Source organism: Nocardia sp. Tas62D01 (assembly GCF_055232035.1).
Genome location: NZ_JBUYUZ010000001.1, coordinates 3,837,343 through 3,852,180, shown reverse-complemented (window position 1 = coordinate 3,852,180; position 14,838 = coordinate 3,837,343). Strand labels below are relative to the sequence as shown.

Below are 14,838 nucleotides of genomic sequence, written 5' to 3'. Positions count from 1 at the left end.
CCGAAGCGGTACGAACTACCAGTTGGACGGCGCTCCATGCCGCTACCGCCGGATTTCCGGCAGATGCTCCCTATCCCTGGACCGCCCGTAACTTCTGCCTACGACATGAGCCGGTAGTCCGCGATCTCGACTCGGCGGGTGCGTCGGTCGTATTCACTGACCAGTCCGGGCCAGTTCGTCGAGATCCGGCCGGTTTCGCAGCGATACCAGCTCGCACAGGAAGCCCATACCGTCAAGGCGAGCCTGCGCTGCACCTCGGTATCGTAGTGTCGCTCGACGTCGGCGCGAACGTCGAGCGCGGTTCCCGGACGAGTGTCGAGATGCTCGATGAGTTGGCGGATGTAGCGCGCTTGGCGTTCGAGCATGTAGATGATCGACCCGGAGCCGAGATTGGTGTTCGGGCCATACATGATGAACAGATTCGGAAAACCGGGAACCGCGATGCCTAGGTAGGCCCGCGCGCCTGCGGCCCACACATCGTGCAGGTCGCGACCGTTGTGATCTCGGATCTTCATCGGCGCCAACAGTTCCTGCGCCAGGAAACCTGTCCCGTAGATAATGGCGTCGACGTCGTGCTCAACACCGTCGGCAGTCCGGATTCCTCGGGGGGTGATCTCGGTGATGGCCTCGGTCACCACGTGCACATTGGTTTCGGTGAGCGCGGCATAGAAGTTGTTGCCGAATATCACACACTTGCACCCGATCGGATAGTCCGGCGTCAGCGCCGCCCGCAGTTTCTCGTCCGGAATTTGTATGCGCAGATTCCATTTCGCGATCCAGCCGACAAAGCGTGTGATGCTTCGATTCCCCGCAAGGCCCAAGGCTGCAAGTTCCCCGCCCGACCAGCACAGCAGCCGCTCCGCGCTTTGCAGCAGTGGCCTCCGCCGAAAAGTCAACCGGTGCAGACGACCGTACGCGGTGTCCGGCTTCGGCAGGATGTAAGGAGCCGATCGCTGAAAGACCGTCAGATCGGCCACCACCGGCTGGATCCGCGGCACGAACTGGACGGCGCTCGCACCGGTTCCGATGACCGCCACCCGCTTACCGGCGAGTTCGTAGTCATGATTCCACTCCGCGGAATGGAAGCTGACACCCGCAAATGACTCCCGGCCCGAGATTGCCGGAATTGCCGGTCGGGACAGCTGGCCAGTGGCGGGCACGAACACGTCAGCATCCAAAGTCTCGCCAGTGTTCGTCTCGATTCGCCACCGTCGCGTGGCCGCATCGAAGTCCGCGCCGGCTACCTCTGTGTTGAACCGGATGTGCGGGCGCAGACCGTAGTCGTCCACCAGCCGGTTCAGGTAGTCCTTGATATCGCACTGCTCCGAATACCGTCTCGGCCAACTGGGATTCGGGGCGAATGAGAACGAGTAGTACGGCGACGGAACGTCGCATGCCGCACCCGGATAGGTGTTCTCCCGCCAGACGCCCCCTGCCTCGGATGCCTTCTCCAGGATGACGAAATCATGGTGACCGGAGCGCACGAGCTCCAACGCCATCGCCACCCCACCGAATCCTGCACCGACGATGACTACAGCCACATACTCAGCCTAGTGCCGCATCCTCTGATGCGCTGGAGCTGTGATAACCAGTCCACCAACGGGATTGGCCGACCGGTACCGAGGGGACTGGCGGCACTTCGCCCGCTGGTGCGCCGTGCATGAACCGATGTTCCCTACCGATACCACCACCGCGCACAACACCAAGTAGGAGATGAAGCACATCGTAATGATCCCGACGATCTCGACCACCGAACCTCCTGGGTTCTCCGGACACACTTCTCCCCTGAGAAGGCTAACCAACAGTCGACGAGTTCCTGAGCCGTCCTGTCTTCTCCCCCCTGCCGTTTCGTGCCTGGGCCTGGCGGTTTCCTCGTTCCCCTGCGCCATATCACTCGACTGAAGTAGCCTCGCTGCGGCCGATCAGATCACGGCTGTAGCGATAGTTCTTCACTGGGAGTGAAATCAAGGAGGCGTGGGTTGGCGCTCGCGGCGGTGCGGGATCTGCGGGAGCTGCGGGCTCCGGCGACCGAGGACGAACTCGCCGCGTTCGAGACCGACGTGCTATCTGGGTTTGTTCTGGCGCGGGCCTCCGCGGGGCTGGTGGACTCCACGATCCGTAACGACGTCAATCACCTTGAGCTGGTTCGGGATTGGTTCGGTCGGCCATTGTGGGAGATGGAGCCTTCCGACGCCGACACCTATTTTGGGAAGGTGCTGCGGGAGGCGAAGCCATCCACGCGGACCGGCCGCGCGGCCGCGCTGACGGTGTTCTTCCACTTCCTGGAGCTGCGACACAAGGTCGAGCTGCACAATCTCACCGGCCGGGTCGTGGAATGCCCACTCGACGAGATCAACCGGCCGCGGGCGTCGGTGGATCCGCAGCTACGCATCCCGCCGACGGCCGAGGAGATCGAGCAGTTGTTCGCCGGGTGGCGCGCAGAGCTGGCGACCTGCCGCAAGTTCGCCCCGATCGCCCGCAACTACGCCGTCGCCCGCCTGGCCGCCGATGTCGGCTTGCGGATCAACGAGGCCCGCATGCTCGATCTCGACGACGTGCGGTGGGAGCTGGGCCGGTTCGGAAAGCTGAATGTCCGCCATGGCAAGGGATCTCGCCGCAAGGGCCCGAAACCTCGACTGGTGCCGCTGATCAACGGCGCCGACCGGAGTCTGCGCTGGTTCATCGAGGACGTCCTCGGTCTGTTCGACATCGACCCCTCGCGCCACGGGACGCCGCTGTTTCCGTCCGAGCGTAAGAACACCGACGGCACCGCCATGCGCGCGACCGCCGACGTGTTCCGCCGTGCCCTCGCCGATGCCGCCGACCGGCATCTGCTGACCTGGTCCGGGAAACTGACACCGCATGTCCTGCGCCATTTTTGCGCTTCCCAGCTTTATCTCGCTGGGATGAACCTGTTCGCGATCCAGGAATTATGTGGTCACTCCTGGACGGCCACAACTGCCCGGTATATCCACGTCCACGCCACCCATGTCGAAGACGCGTGGGTGACCGGGCAGCGCCGGGTCGCCGACCGATGGAAAGGACTCACCCGATGAAATGGAACCTGCGCCTGGCCGCGGCCAACCGCGGCATCTGGAAGGCCAGCGAACTGCAACGCATGCTCGCCGACCGCGAGCTGGTTATCAGCGCCGGGAAGATGTCCGGGCTGTGGTCGGGCAACCCGAATGTCGTCAAACTCCGCGACCTGGACGTCATCTGCGCTGTCCTCGGCTGCGGCGTCGAGGAACTGCTCATCCCCGAACCCGAGACCGTCACCGCACCGGTTCCGGCGGCCGAGGACACGCCTGCGGCGGTCGGCGAGGTTCGGCCGGTCGTCCCACGCGCCCGGACCGGGAGGTCGCTGCCGCCTCGATGAACTGCCTGCACTGCGGCACTCCGCTGCCGGAGAAACGGCGGCGAGACAAAATCTATTGCAGCCGAACCTGTTCGGCACTTGCCTCCTACTACCGGCGAAGAAACGGTGAGCCGCTCCCGTCACGCTGGCAGCACCAAGCGCTGACCGTCAGCGATCCCGCCCTGCGGGCGGCGGCGCAGCACGCGCAGCAGCTCGCCGCGACGAGGGGCTGGAGCCCGTCGACCTTGCACTGCGTGCTCGATGGGTTGGTCACCGTGCTCGACGGGCGGACCGCCGGTGACAAGGTGCCGGTGAGCGAGATCCGTCAGCGACCTCACCGCCACGTGTCCAGGACACGGCTGATCGAGGTGCTTGCCGATCTGGATCTCCTTCACGACGATTCGACACCGCCGGTTCGTTCCTGGATCGACCGCGCGACAAGCGATCTCGCGCCCGGATTCGCCAGTCCGGTCCGATCCTGGCTGCTGGTTCTGCTCGACGGCGACGCCCGCGCCAGACCCCGCTCGCCCGCCACCTTATATGCCTATTTCGGCGACGTTCGGCCGATCCTGCGCCAATGGGCGACCCACTACGGTCACCTGCGGGAAGTCACCAAATCCGACATCTACGCCGCCCTCGAGCCGCTGCACGGCTACCAGCGCAACAACGCAGTTCAGGCGCTGCGCTCGTTGTTCCGAACCACCAAGAAACGTGGCCTCACCTTCGACAACCCGACCATCGGCGTCAAAGCACCACACATCGACCCCGCGATGGTGCCGATGACCGACGACGAGATCCGCATCATCGAGCAGTTGGCCGTCCGGCCATCCGACCGTCTCGCCCTTGCCTTGGCCGCCGAACACGCGGCCCGGACGAACACGATCAGAAACCTGATGCTCGACGACGTTGATCTGCCCAACCGCCGCATCACTCTGGCCGGCCACAACCAGAGGGTCGGCGACCTCACCTACCGGGCGATGCGAGCTTGGCTCAACCACCGCCGCACCACCTGGCCGCACAGCCCCAACTCACACCTGCTCGTCAGCCCCCGCACCGTCCACGGCACAGGACCGGTCAGCCACGAATTCGCGCGTTTCTCCCTGGGGCACAACGGATTCAGCATCGACCGAATCCGCGCCGACCGCATCCTGCACGAAGCCCTCACCGCCGGACCGGACCCACTGCACCTGTCCCTTGTCTTCAACATCCACCACGAGACCGCCCTGCGCTACTCGACCGTCGCCGAGCACCTACTCAGCGACGAAATCGAACAGCCACCTGGCCGATAGAACAGTCCGGAACGGCTAGAATCCGGCCACGAACCCACCGCATTCCAGATCTGCGAGCGCCGAAAAGCCGTGGGTTCCCGTTGAAATCGCTTCAGTCGCGATGAACCCACGGGAGAGCCCGGAATCCTGAAGCAGTCAGGAAGTGCAAAGTAGGACGCGCGGGTAACTGTTGATCCGCCTTACGGTTTCGTTTCGTGCAGTTGGAGTGGTCGCCCGAGGATCTGATCGGGTCGTGGACGCTGATCGGCAAGCACGACTGGCGGTTGGTGGGCAACAAATCGGGTGCTACCAGGCTCGGGTTCGCTGTATTGCTGAAGTTCTTCGAGATCGAGGCGAGGTTCCCTCGTGCGGCGGCGGAGGTGCCGGCTGTGGTGGTGAGCTACGTCGCCGAGCAGGTGAAGGTCGATCCGGAGCTGTTCGCCTCGTATCGGTGGTCGGGCCGGACGATCGAGTATCACCGTGCCCAGGTTCGTGCTGCTTTCGGGTTCCGGGAATTCGCTGTCAGCGACGAGGACCAGCTGATCGGCTGGTTGGCTGAGGAGATGTGCCCGGTCGAGTTGCGTGAGGACCGGCTGCGCGAGGCTGTGCTGGTGCGGTGTCGGGCCGAGAAGTTGGAGCCGCCGACACCCGGCCGGATCGATCGCCTGGTGGGTTCGGCGCGATCGACGTTCGATCAGCGATTCTGCGCTCGCACGATGTCGCGTCTGAGTGCGGCGTCGGTCCAGGCTCTGAACGAGCTGGTCGCCGAGACCGCCACTCCGTTGGCGAGTGGCCGGAATCTGTTGGCGGAGTTGAAGTCCGACCCCGGCAAGGTCAGCCTGGAGACGCTGCTGCGGGAGATCGAGAAGCTCACTGCGGTCCGTTCGCTGAAGCTTTCGGCGGAGCTGTTCGCCGATGCCAGCGAGAAACTTGTCGACGCCTGGCGGGCCCGTGCGGCGCGGATGTTCCCGTCAGACCTGCGCGACGCCCCGGAGCCGGTGCGGCTGACGCTGCTGGCGGTGCTGGCGGTGCTGGGGGTCGAGGAGTAAATCCGCCCGATCCGGCGCTTAAGGAGTTACCGCACATAGCAGCGCACTATCGACTCTGGAAACTATGCGCGGTACGGGCCACGCCGGGGGGCGGCCCGATAGCAAACGCCCAGTTCGATTCGCGCTACCGCCGGATTCCGCGCGGCTGCTCCTCGACCCCCTGGACCTCGTGGACGGGCAGTTCGGGCGGCGGGGTGCGTCGCCGGGCGCTGACCCGGACGGACCTTGAACGCATGCAGTCCGCCGGCCGGACCGTGCCGGGTCAACGGCCAGTACGTGACGCCGTGGTGGGTCTGCGCACCGCCCCGCACCCGCGGATCGGCGCGCGCAGGAGTTCGTCCGTGCTGACCGACAGGGCCGCCGCGAGCCGGGGGAGATGGTCGAGAGCGAGGCGGCGTTTGCCCGACTCAAGACGACTCAGCGTGGACAGGTCGATTCTGGCGCGGCCTTGCTTTCCTGACGAGCGACTCGGCGCTGAGGGATAATCGCTGCTGGTGGCGCTGCGTCGCCCACTGGTTGGGCTCCAGGCTGCGCCTCACCGGATCGTGGCTACGGCGGGGACTCACTAGGTAGCGGGCGGTACCGCCCGACGCGACTGCCGTCAGCGTGTGATGGTGATGTTGAACCGCATCGTCTGCAAGGCCGTGTAGGTCGCGAAGAACAACGGTGCGGCGTGTTCGGTGGCTGTCGCGCTGGCCACGCCCCCGAGGTCGAGGATGCTTTCCGGGGTCCACCCCAGGTCGGCCAGCAATTCCTTGACGGCCGCCTTGGCGTCCTGGTTGTCACCGCTGACGAACACCGTTGCCTGCGAGAGCGAGGCCAGCGGGTCGACCATGATCGAGACGTTCATGGTGTTCAGAGACTTGACGACCCGGGCCCGGGGGAAGCGCGCCTGCACCCGCCGGGCGACGCTGTCGTTGGGGTAGGCCAGCGCCATGTCCGGCGTGAAGGCGGCCGAGATGTCCAGCATGATCCGATCGGCGAGGACATCCTCCCCGATCTCCTCCAACGTAGAGAGCACAGCAGTGCCGGGGATGGCGATGATGACCAGCTCGGCGCCCTGGACGGCATCCGTCTGACTGACCGACCCGGTGTGGTCCTCGGGGGTACGTGAGCCGTAAGCCACCTCGTGGCCGGCGGACGCGAGCCGTGCTCCCAGGGCAGAGCCCACTTTCCCCTTGCCGATGATCGCGATGTGCACAACAGTCTCCTGACAGTTTGGGCTCAAATAACATGAGCGATAGATGTATTAATTCGATGCCGAACCGCACTGACCGACTGGGCACCACTACCGGACGATGCCCGGGGCGGCGTCCGCACGGGTGCTGCTCGCGTCAGCCACGTTCAACCAGCAGGTCGTCAACAGAAACCTGCGCGCCCGCGTGGGACTGACCCACCCGCATTCCGGGGGCCTCCGCCTACCTGGGCCAGGTCTTGGCAGGACTGTTCATGAGCATGCTCGCTGGAGGACTCGTGTTGAGCCGCGGCGTCTTTACCTGCCATGCCCAGCAGCTCAAGACGGCCCGCGCGATGACCATTTCGGGGAAGAGCACCGATTTCATGCTGCTGGTCCGACGGACGGATGGGTTTCGTGGGGCCTACTTGGATTCGACCCGGCCGAGTGAGTTGTCTGCGGCGGTCAGCGCGTCACACGCTGCACGCCAGGAGGAATCTGCGGGATAGAGCTCGGTGCGCAGGTAGGACCAGGTCAGCTGCTGGATTGCGGTCACCCGCTCGGGGTTCTCGTCCGTGGTCTCGGCGGCGTCATATCCGGAGATCCCGCCGAGCATGTGCCCTGCGTCGAACAGGGTGAGCAGGGACTTGGGGCCGGGAGCGAGATGGAACGGGTCGGCGTGCCATTCCCAGCCTTGAACCGTCAGGTGAGGCGAGACGTCCTGGTCGCCGGCGACCACGAGCGCAGGCGCGGCCATCCTGGAGAAGTCCATGGTCGAGAAGAACGGAAAGTTCTTGGCCGCGGCCTCGCTGAGGGCATCGCCGCCTCGGCCGGGCGCGGCGAGCAGCACCCCCGCCTTGATCCGGGGATCGGCCAGGTTCACTTCCGTTCCGTCCTGGGGATCGGTCAGCCGCGCGCCCAGCAGCATGCTCGCGGTCTGCCCGCCCAACGAGTGCCCGACTACCGCGGCCTTGCTGCGGTCCAGGCGCCCTTGCAGCTGCGGGACGGCGGCTTCGATCACGTCGAGCTGGTCGAGGATCCGCGTCATGTCTCGAGCCCGCGTGCGCCAGAACAGCGGCGCCTCGGGGTCGTCGGGATCCACGCTGCGGGCCAGCGTCTTGGAGCTCAGATGGGTGGGCTGGATCACGACGAAGCCGTGCGCTGCCCAGAAGTCGGCGAGCGGGGCGTAACCGCTCAGCGAGGAGAGGTGATTCGACCTGCCATGGCCGTGCGAGAGCAGGATGATCGGCAGCTCGGTTCCGGTCGCGGGCGCGGAAACCTTGACCTGCAGGTCCACGGCTCGGCTGGGAGCTGACAGCACCACCGGACTGAACGAAAGGACAGGAGTGGGCGCGCTGACGACGTCAGTGGGAGTCGACTCGGTCATGATGTTGATCCTCTTCGGGGGCATGCCGCCAGCTCACAAAGCCGACGGCGGGGATGCGGGCGGGAACGCCCGGTTTCGGCTTCACCGACCGGAGTGTTCCTCCGGAGCGGTGCGGAGCGTTGCCCCGGCGCCGAAGCGTTGGCTGGGACTGCCGCCACAGTCGATGAACCTGTTCGAGACGCGCGGGCGAACCCGCCTCATGCGGCGGGTGATGACCGCCGTGCACATCACCAGGGCACTACGCCAGCGTCCTCGAAGAACTTGCCGGTCGGGCCGTCGTCGGGCAGGGTCGCGAGCTTGATGGCGATCGCCGCGCCCTGTTCGGGGGTACGCACGCCACGGAAGCCGTTGAGATCGGTCGCGACAAAGCCGGGGCAGCCGGCGTTGATCAGGATGTTCGTGCCGCTCAACTCCCGGGCGTACTGAAGGGTGACGGCGTTCAGGAACGTCTTCGACGGCGCGTACGCCACGGCCACCGGACCCGTCGTCTGCTCACCAGCGGTTCCTGACTGCCGGGTGAGGGAGCCGACACTGCTGGACATGTTCACGATCCGCGGCGAGGCAGAGCGGCGCAGCAGCGGGATCATCGCGTTGGTGACGCGGATGACGCCGATCACGTTTGTCTCCACGACCGTCCGGATGATGGCGGGATCGACCCGGGTGGGCTCCTGCGGCATGCCACCGGTGACGGCGGCGTTGTTGACGAGCACGTCGAGGCGCCCGGCCTGCTCCTCGATCAGCCGTGCGGCGGTGGTCGCGCTCGCGTCGTCGGTCACGTCCAGCGGTACGCCGAACGCGTCGACGCCAGCCGCGCGCAGTTTCTCCACCGCGGCCTCCCGGCGCTGATCGTCGCGGGCGCCGACGCCGACGCTCCAGCCGAGGGCGCCCAGGCCCGCCGCGATCTCGTACCCGATTCCCTTGTTCGCGCCGGTAACCAGCGCAATCGTCCGTTCACTCATAGGGACAATGCTGACCCGGACCCTGGCGAGGGGTCCAACACCGATTAGGTGGGCAACGATACCGTCCAGGTATCGATCCCGGGATACCCTGGCTGCGTGGAGACCCGGGAACTGCGATACTTCGTCGCTGTCGCTGAAGAGCTGCACTTCGGGCGCGCCGCGCAGCGGCTCGGGATCGCACAGCCGCCTTTGTCACGGGCGATCCAGCAGCTCGAACGCCGGCTCGGGGTAGCGCTGCTGAACCGCACCAGCCGCACCGTCACCCTGACCGAGGCCGGCTTGGTGCTGCTGACCGAGGGCCGGGCGGCCCTCGACGCGGTCGACGCCGCCGACCGCCGGACCCGCCGCGCCGCGACCGGCCGTCCCGGTCCGGTCCTGGCCACGAAAGCGGGCGCGTCCAGCGAACTGCTGGCGAAACTGCTCGACGCCTACGCCGCCGAACCCGGCGCGGTCCCCGTCGACGTCATCCTGTGCGGCCCGGCCGAGCAGGAACGACTCCTGCGTGACGGGCGGGCCGACGTGGCACTGCTGCACCGGCCGTTCGACTCGACAGCCGGTTTCGACACCGAAGAGCTCAGCACGGAGAGCCAGGTCGTGGTCCTGCCGGCCGGGCATCCGCTCACCGTCCGGGCCCACGTGCACATGGCCGACATCACCGCACTGGCGGGCCTGCCCCTGCCACGCTGGCCTGACCCCGACGGCACCTACCCGCCCGGCCCCGGCCCGCAGGTCCGCGACCACACACAGTTGCTGCAGCTGATCGCGCTCGGCCGTGCTTGCACCATCTCACCGGAGTCGTGCCGAGCCCAACTGCACGGGGACCTCGCCGCCGTGCCCGTGCTGGACGCGCCGACAGTCACCACCGTGATCGCCTGGCCACCGCACAGCCGATCCAGAGCCGTCGCCGACCTCATCCGGACTGCGACACGTCTCTAGCCTCACCGCCCCGGGTGCGGGCGGTGATGACCAACACGCCATCGACGACCGCGACCGACTCGACAACCACGGGCCTGAGTCGAGCAAGCAACAGGACCAGCACCTCGTCGGACATGCCCCAGCACCCCGCCGCACGAGCGCGAAGTCACACCCCGTCAGCGCCGACGATCACCGGCTACGAAAATCTTGGATGAGCCGCGAGCTACACCCATCTCGGACCGGAGCGGGTGACTCGGCGGCTGGCAAGGTCTGTGACGCCGCTGCGCGTGGCCAGTTGCTGTTGCAGGGCGGAGTTCGTGGCCTTGAGCTGTTGGTTCTCCACTTCTAAAACGTGGACGATGCGGGCCAACTGCTGGGTAAGGGTTTGTAGGTCGTCGCATTCGGCGCGGACGCGGACCAAGTCCTTTCTCTATAAAATGGCGAAACTTCAGCTGGGGAATGCCAACCAGATCAAGATTGGATCCCGGTCTATCGCAGACGACCGTTGACGAGACGCGGGACGCGCGACGGAAGGCGCAGCGCTCGCAACATCTACAAAACCCAGATCGTGCACATCCTGCCCGGTTGACAACCAGGCAGGAACCCAAACTAAGCGGCCTTGCCCCTAGCCCGTCCGCACGATCTGACCCAGACTGGAACTGTGACATCCCAAGCCCGTATTGGAGAAGGGCGTAACGATGGTAAGGAATCACCACCCAAAGGAGAGGACACGATGACTTCCTTGGAGCTGGCCAGCGGTGGGACGGCAGAATTCGATGAGGGCGATCTTTACTTCATCGGTAACCAGGGCTCCGGCGTTGTCGGTCTGCAAGCCGGTGAGCTGCGGTAATTAGCTGTGCGACACGCCGTTTCGGATGCGAGGCGGACACGGGTGGCTCGAGGAGGATGAAGGTTCCTTAGGCCAGAATCTTCCCCGGAGTCGCCCGTGTCCGTCTGTTCAGTATCCCTTGTCGAGCCCGTTGTGGAGGTGTTGGATCGACGGCGCGTCGAACCGGAAACCCACACGGTCGCACCGTGTTTGCTGGAGGTGCTGAAGACGGTTCCCGACCCGCGTGATCCCCGTGGAATCCGGTACCCGTTGGTGGGGTTGCTGGCGATCATGATCCTGGCCACGGCGGCGGGGATGCAGTCGGTGGCCGGGTTCGCCACCTGGGTGCGTACCGCGCCACCGGAAGTGTTGGCAGAACTGGGCATCCGAGTGCGTCGCCCGAGCGAGAAGACGTTGCGAACCCTCATCGCCAGACTCGACGCCGCGGATCTGGATCGCCGGTTGGGTGACTATTTCGCCGCCGTGGCCGCTGCCGCGGACTCCGGCGGACTGATGGCGGTGGCCCTGGATGGCAAAACCGTGCGCGGGGCGCGCCTGGGCGGGGGCCGCGCACCGCACCTGGTGTCGATCTTCGCCCACCACGCGCGATTGGTCCTCGGCCAGCTGGCAGTCGCCGCGAAGTCCAACGAAATCCCCACGGTGCGAAAGCTTCTGAAGGCAATGAACCGGACCGGGCTCATCGCCACGATCAATGCGATGCACACGCAGGTCGCCACGGCGAAACTGATCTGCGGGCAGCTCAAGTCGCACTATTTGATGACGGTGAAGGCGAATCAGCCCAAGCTGTTGGCTCGCATTATCGCCCAGCCGTGGGCCGAGGTCCCCATCGCCCACCGTGACGCCGACGCCAAGCCATCGCACGGCAGGATCGAGACCCGCACCATGAAGGTGCTGAGCGTGCCGCGCGGGATCGGGTTTCCCTACGCCCGCCAGATCATGCAGATCACCCGCGAACGCGTCCAGGTCACCACCGGGAAACTGACGGTCGAGACCGTATACGCCATCTGCAGTGTCACCTTCGAGCAAGCCAAACCCCGACAGTTAGCCGAATGGTTGCGAAACCATTGGGGAATTGAGAATGCGATCCACTGGGTCCGTGATGTGACCTACGACGAAGACCGCAGCACCCTGCGGACCGGCACCGCTCCGCAAGTCGCCGCGACGCTCCGAAACACGGCGATAAGCCTTCACCGCATCGATGGTGCCGCCAACATCGCCGAGGCCTGCCGGACGACAGCCTTCTCACCGAACAGAGGCCTCCACCTGCTGACGAACACCCAAAACCCTTGGTCGCAGGCTAGTTAGGCGACAACGCCGGAGCCCTGCATCGGTAACGCCACCACATTGATCCGTTTCTGCGGACTGACGATCCTGACCCAATGCCACTTAGCTTGACGTGTTTTCGCAGGTCATCGGCATGATTGCGATGTAGTGCCAGCTGGTTGGTCTGTGAGACTGGTTGGTGTGGAGCGTTTTTGGGCGTGTCGGTGCCGGATCGTGTCGGTGCTGGGGTTAGCGTCGCCGACGTGGTGGATGTGGGTGCGGTGTCGTTGATCGATCAGGTGTCGTTGGGTGTGTTGACCGCTGTGGTGGACCGTGATGCGGTGGAGATGGCGATTTCCGAGCACGGCAAGGCGCCCAAGCGTCGTGGTGGGACGTTGCCGCCGCATTTGGTGATGTATTTCGTGGTCGCGTTGGCGTTGTTCGCAGGTGTGGACTACGAGGGGGTGATGCGGAAACTGGTTGGGCCGCTGCGGCTTTGGCGTTGTTGGGATCCGAAGTGGAGTTTGCCGACCTCGGGTGGGATCACCCAGGCCCGGCAGCGGCTGGGGTTCGAGCCGATGAAAACACTGTTCGAGCGGATCGCGGTGCCGGTGGCGTCGCGGCTGACCCTGGACGCGTTCTACGCGCGACGCAGGCTGGTCTCGATTGATGGCATGGTGTTCGACGTGGCCGACACCGAGGCCAACGCAACGGAATTCGGTAAACCGAGCAAGGGAGTGTTGCCACAGGCACGGGTGGTGACGTTGACCGAATGCGGCTCGCATGTGAGCCTGGGCGCGGTGATCGGGCCGGTCGTGGGCAAGGGCACCGGTGAACGCACCGCGCGGCCGAACTGATCTGGTTACTCGAACCCGGCATGATGTTGGTGTGTGACCAGGGGTTCTACAGTTTCAAACTGTGGTGCCAGGGCGCCGACACCGACGCCGACCTGTTGTGGCGTCTCGGTGACATTATGGACCTGCCGATCGTGGACCGCCTCGGTGACGGCTCCTATGTGACACTGCTTTTCGCGCCCAAAACCCCGGCGAAAATGCGGGCCGAGCTGCTGGAGGCGGCCATAGCCGGGGAGGAGTTGGACTGGGACCGGACTCGTTTCGCCCGCGTCATCGAATACGAGATCACCGACCGTGGCGAAGGCGGTGAGCTGATCTGCCTGCTCACCACCATCCTCGACCCGCACGAGGCACCCTCGCTGATCCTGGCCGAGGCCTATCACCAACGCTGGGAACACGAAGCCGCGAACAGGCAAATCAAGACGCAGCTCCGCGGCCCCGCCAAAACCCTGCGCTCGCAAACCCCGGACATGGTCCGCCAGGAAATATACGGATTCCTCATCGCCCACTACGCGATCTGCTCGCTGATCTGCCGGGCCGCGGTCGAGACCGGCATCGATCCCGACCGCGTGAAGTTCACCCAGACCGTCCGACTCGCCCGCGACACCATCGCAGGCCCGGACGGTTTTCCCCCCTGACCGCCAACTCGAGCTCCACACCGAACTCGCCGAACAGATCACCGCAAAACGCCACCTCAACCCCCGCCGCCACCGCTCCTACCCCCGCGTCGTCAAACGCGCCAGACACAACAGCTTCCGAGTAAAACGCAAGGCAGACAAGGGAACCCGTCACACCGGACCCGCTACCATCCGGCTGGCCAACCAAAGCTGCATCACGCCGACACAACGACGACCATCCGCAAAACCGCCGGTCACAGCTCTACAGGGGGCGAGCTAAGCGGCATTGGATCCTGACCGATCCCGCCTTCCTCCACAAAGGCGAGCACGTCGATCTGGGTCATGGCATATGGGCCCGGCGCGAGGTCGAGCCAGCTTGCCAGATCGCCGACCTGCCACCGATAGATCTGGTCATCTTGTCGCATTACCACGGTGACCATTTCGATAACGTCGCCGCGCAAGAGCTCGACAAGAAACTGCCCATCGTCTCAACGGCTGACGCGGTGGGCAAGCTCAGCTCTCTCGGCTTTGAGCAGGGCTATCCCCTCGACACCTGGGAATCCCTCGTAGTGCAGAAAGGCGACGCGACGCTGAAGATCACCGCCATGCCGGCCAAGCACGCCACAGACGACGCAGTCAACGCGCTGCTAATGCCTGTTAATGGGCACATGCTCGACTTCAGCCGGAACTCCGATCACCTGTACCGGCTCTACATAACCGGGGACACGATGCTCATCGATAGCCTCGAGGACATTCCGCGCCGCTACCCCGACATAGACCTCGGTCTGATTCACACAGGTGGCACGACCTTTCTCGTCACGGTAGTCACGATGACGGGCGAGCAGGCAGTGAAGGCCGTCGAGATCACCAAACCTCGCACCGCCATCCCGATCCACTACAACGACTTCTCGGTATTCCTGTCGGGACTCGACGACTTCAAGAAGGCCGCCCAAACCTTGACCACGAGTACAGAGTTCGTCTACCTCGCTCACGGCGAAACCTACACATTCAGGCCCAACGTGTGAACATCGCTCACCGACGCACCGCAGGCGGCAGCGGCCTGGGCCTGGCCATCGTCGCCGCTCTGGCCGACCGAAACCACGCCACCATCACTGCCGCCAACCACCCCGGCCGCTAGTAGACGAAA

The 14,838-nt window shown here is 65.1% G+C and carries 15 protein-coding genes and 1 pseudogene; 9 read left to right on the top strand and 7 right to left on the bottom strand.

Translation table 11 applies throughout. The features are described 5' to 3' along the window. Positions 1-98 precede the first annotated feature (98 nt). Complete coding sequence (locus tag ACV7NQ_RS18700; protein ID WP_463360837.1) at positions 99-1,541, bottom strand: flavin-containing monooxygenase; 1,443 nt, start codon at positions 1,539-1,541, stop codon at positions 99-101. Between the two features lie 438 nt (positions 1,542-1,979). On the opposite strand from ACV7NQ_RS18700, the gene ACV7NQ_RS18695 reads away from it, so the two are divergent. The 4 genes from ACV7NQ_RS18695 (at position 1,980) to ACV7NQ_RS18680 (ending at position 5,672) form a co-directional block, all read left to right on the top strand. Then, positions 1,980-3,056, top strand: a complete 1,077-nt coding sequence (locus ACV7NQ_RS18695) for a tyrosine-type recombinase/integrase (protein ID WP_463357733.1) — start codon at positions 1,980-1,982, stop codon at positions 3,054-3,056. Then, positions 3,053-3,376, top strand: a complete 324-nt coding sequence (locus tag ACV7NQ_RS18690; RefSeq protein ID WP_463357732.1) for a helix-turn-helix domain-containing protein — start codon at positions 3,053-3,055, stop codon at positions 3,374-3,376. Before ACV7NQ_RS18695 ends, ACV7NQ_RS18690 begins: the two co-directional genes overlap by 4 nt. After that, positions 3,373-4,644 carry an integrase gene (locus ACV7NQ_RS18685; protein ID WP_463357731.1) on the top strand — a complete coding sequence of 424 codons (1,272 nt, stop codon included), beginning with the start codon at positions 3,373-3,375 and terminating at the stop codon, positions 4,642-4,644. Before ACV7NQ_RS18690 ends, ACV7NQ_RS18685 begins: the two co-directional genes overlap by 4 nt. A gap of 194 nt (positions 4,645-4,838) precedes the next feature. Continuing rightward, complete coding sequence (locus ACV7NQ_RS18680; protein ID WP_463360836.1) at positions 4,839-5,672, top strand: DUF4158 domain-containing protein; 834 nt, start codon at positions 4,839-4,841, stop codon at positions 5,670-5,672. Between the two features lie 160 nt (positions 5,673-5,832). On the opposite strand, the pseudogene ACV7NQ_RS18675 reads toward ACV7NQ_RS18680, so the two are convergent. The 4 genes and pseudogenes from ACV7NQ_RS18675 to ACV7NQ_RS18660 all read right to left on the bottom strand — a co-directional run. After that, positions 5,833-6,117 (bottom strand): annotated as a pseudogene (locus ACV7NQ_RS18675) (helix-turn-helix domain-containing protein); the annotation flags it as partial. A gap of 156 nt (positions 6,118-6,273) precedes the next feature. Further along, the gene (locus tag ACV7NQ_RS18670; RefSeq protein ID WP_463360835.1) at positions 6,274-6,873 is read right to left on the bottom strand and encodes an NADPH-dependent F420 reductase; all 600 of its coding nucleotides are present in this window, start codon (positions 6,871-6,873) and stop codon (positions 6,274-6,276) included. Positions 6,874-7,270: 397 nt separating this feature from the next. Next, positions 7,271-8,233, bottom strand: a complete 963-nt coding sequence (locus ACV7NQ_RS18665) for an alpha/beta hydrolase family protein (protein ID WP_463360834.1) — start codon at positions 8,231-8,233, stop codon at positions 7,271-7,273. Between the two features lie 227 nt (positions 8,234-8,460). After that, entirely contained in the window at positions 8,461-9,192 is a 732-nt protein-coding gene (locus ACV7NQ_RS18660; protein WP_463360833.1) for an SDR family oxidoreductase, read from the bottom strand. A 96-nt stretch (positions 9,193-9,288) separates the two neighbouring features. Between ACV7NQ_RS18660 and ACV7NQ_RS18655 the strand changes: the two genes are divergently transcribed. Next, complete coding sequence (locus tag ACV7NQ_RS18655) at positions 9,289-10,128, top strand: LysR family transcriptional regulator (RefSeq protein ID WP_463360832.1); 840 nt, start codon at positions 9,289-9,291, stop codon at positions 10,126-10,128. Here the strand turns inward: ACV7NQ_RS18655 and ACV7NQ_RS18650 are convergent. Further along, a complete protein-coding gene (locus ACV7NQ_RS18650) occupies positions 10,103-10,243 on the bottom strand; it encodes a hypothetical protein (RefSeq protein ID WP_463360831.1) in 141 nt (46 codons plus the stop codon). The genes ACV7NQ_RS18655 and ACV7NQ_RS18650 overlap by 26 nt on opposite strands. Before the next feature lie 87 nt (positions 10,244-10,330). Continuing rightward, positions 10,331-10,528: a hypothetical protein gene (locus ACV7NQ_RS18645; RefSeq protein WP_463360830.1), complete on the bottom strand. Its 198-nt coding sequence runs from the start codon at positions 10,526-10,528 to the stop codon at positions 10,331-10,333. A gap of 525 nt (positions 10,529-11,053) precedes the next feature. Between ACV7NQ_RS18645 and ACV7NQ_RS18640 the strand changes: the two genes are divergently transcribed. The 4 genes from ACV7NQ_RS18640 to ACV7NQ_RS18625 all read left to right on the top strand — a co-directional run bounded on the left by ACV7NQ_RS18640 (position 11,054) and on the right by ACV7NQ_RS18625 (position 14,716). Continuing rightward, positions 11,054-12,262, top strand: a complete 1,209-nt coding sequence (locus tag ACV7NQ_RS18640; RefSeq protein WP_463360829.1) for an ISAs1 family transposase — start codon at positions 11,054-11,056, stop codon at positions 12,260-12,262. 176 nt (positions 12,263-12,438) lie between these two features. Beyond that, positions 12,439-13,077 carry a transposase domain-containing protein gene (locus ACV7NQ_RS18635; RefSeq protein WP_463365625.1) on the top strand — a complete coding sequence of 213 codons (639 nt, stop codon included), beginning with the start codon at positions 12,439-12,441 and terminating at the stop codon, positions 13,075-13,077. Positions 13,078-13,097: 20 nt separating this feature from the next. Next, complete coding sequence (locus tag ACV7NQ_RS18630; protein ID WP_463360828.1) at positions 13,098-13,712, top strand: transposase; 615 nt, start codon at positions 13,098-13,100, stop codon at positions 13,710-13,712. A gap of 269 nt (positions 13,713-13,981) precedes the next feature. Then, positions 13,982-14,716, top strand: coding sequence for an MBL fold metallo-hydrolase (locus tag ACV7NQ_RS18625; RefSeq protein ID WP_463365727.1), 735 nt, complete (start codon positions 13,982-13,984; stop codon positions 14,714-14,716). Positions 14,717-14,838: the final 122 nt, after the last annotated feature.

What these genes read in the sequence shown, in the direction of transcription:
- ACV7NQ_RS18690 (WP_463357732.1), top strand. Translation starts at nt 3,053, where the DNA reads ATGAAATGGAACCTGCGCCTGGCCGCGGCCAACCGCGGCATCTGGAAG.
- ACV7NQ_RS18685 (WP_463357731.1), top strand. Translation starts at nt 3,373, where the DNA reads ATGAACTGCCTGCACTGCGGCACTCCGCTGCCGGAGAAACGGCGGCGA.
- ACV7NQ_RS18665 (WP_463360834.1), bottom strand. Translation starts at nt 8,233, where the DNA reads ATGACCGAGTCGACTCCCACTGACGTCGTCAGCGCGCCCACTCCTGTC.
- ACV7NQ_RS18660 (WP_463360833.1), bottom strand. Translation starts at nt 9,192, where the DNA reads ATGAGTGAACGGACGATTGCGCTGGTTACCGGCGCGAACAAGGGAATC.
- ACV7NQ_RS18650 (WP_463360831.1), bottom strand. Translation starts at nt 10,243, where the DNA reads ATGTCCGACGAGGTGCTGGTCCTGTTGCTTGCTCGACTCAGGCCCGTG.
- ACV7NQ_RS18630 (WP_463360828.1), top strand. Translation starts at nt 13,098, where the DNA reads ATGATGTTGGTGTGTGACCAGGGGTTCTACAGTTTCAAACTGTGGTGC.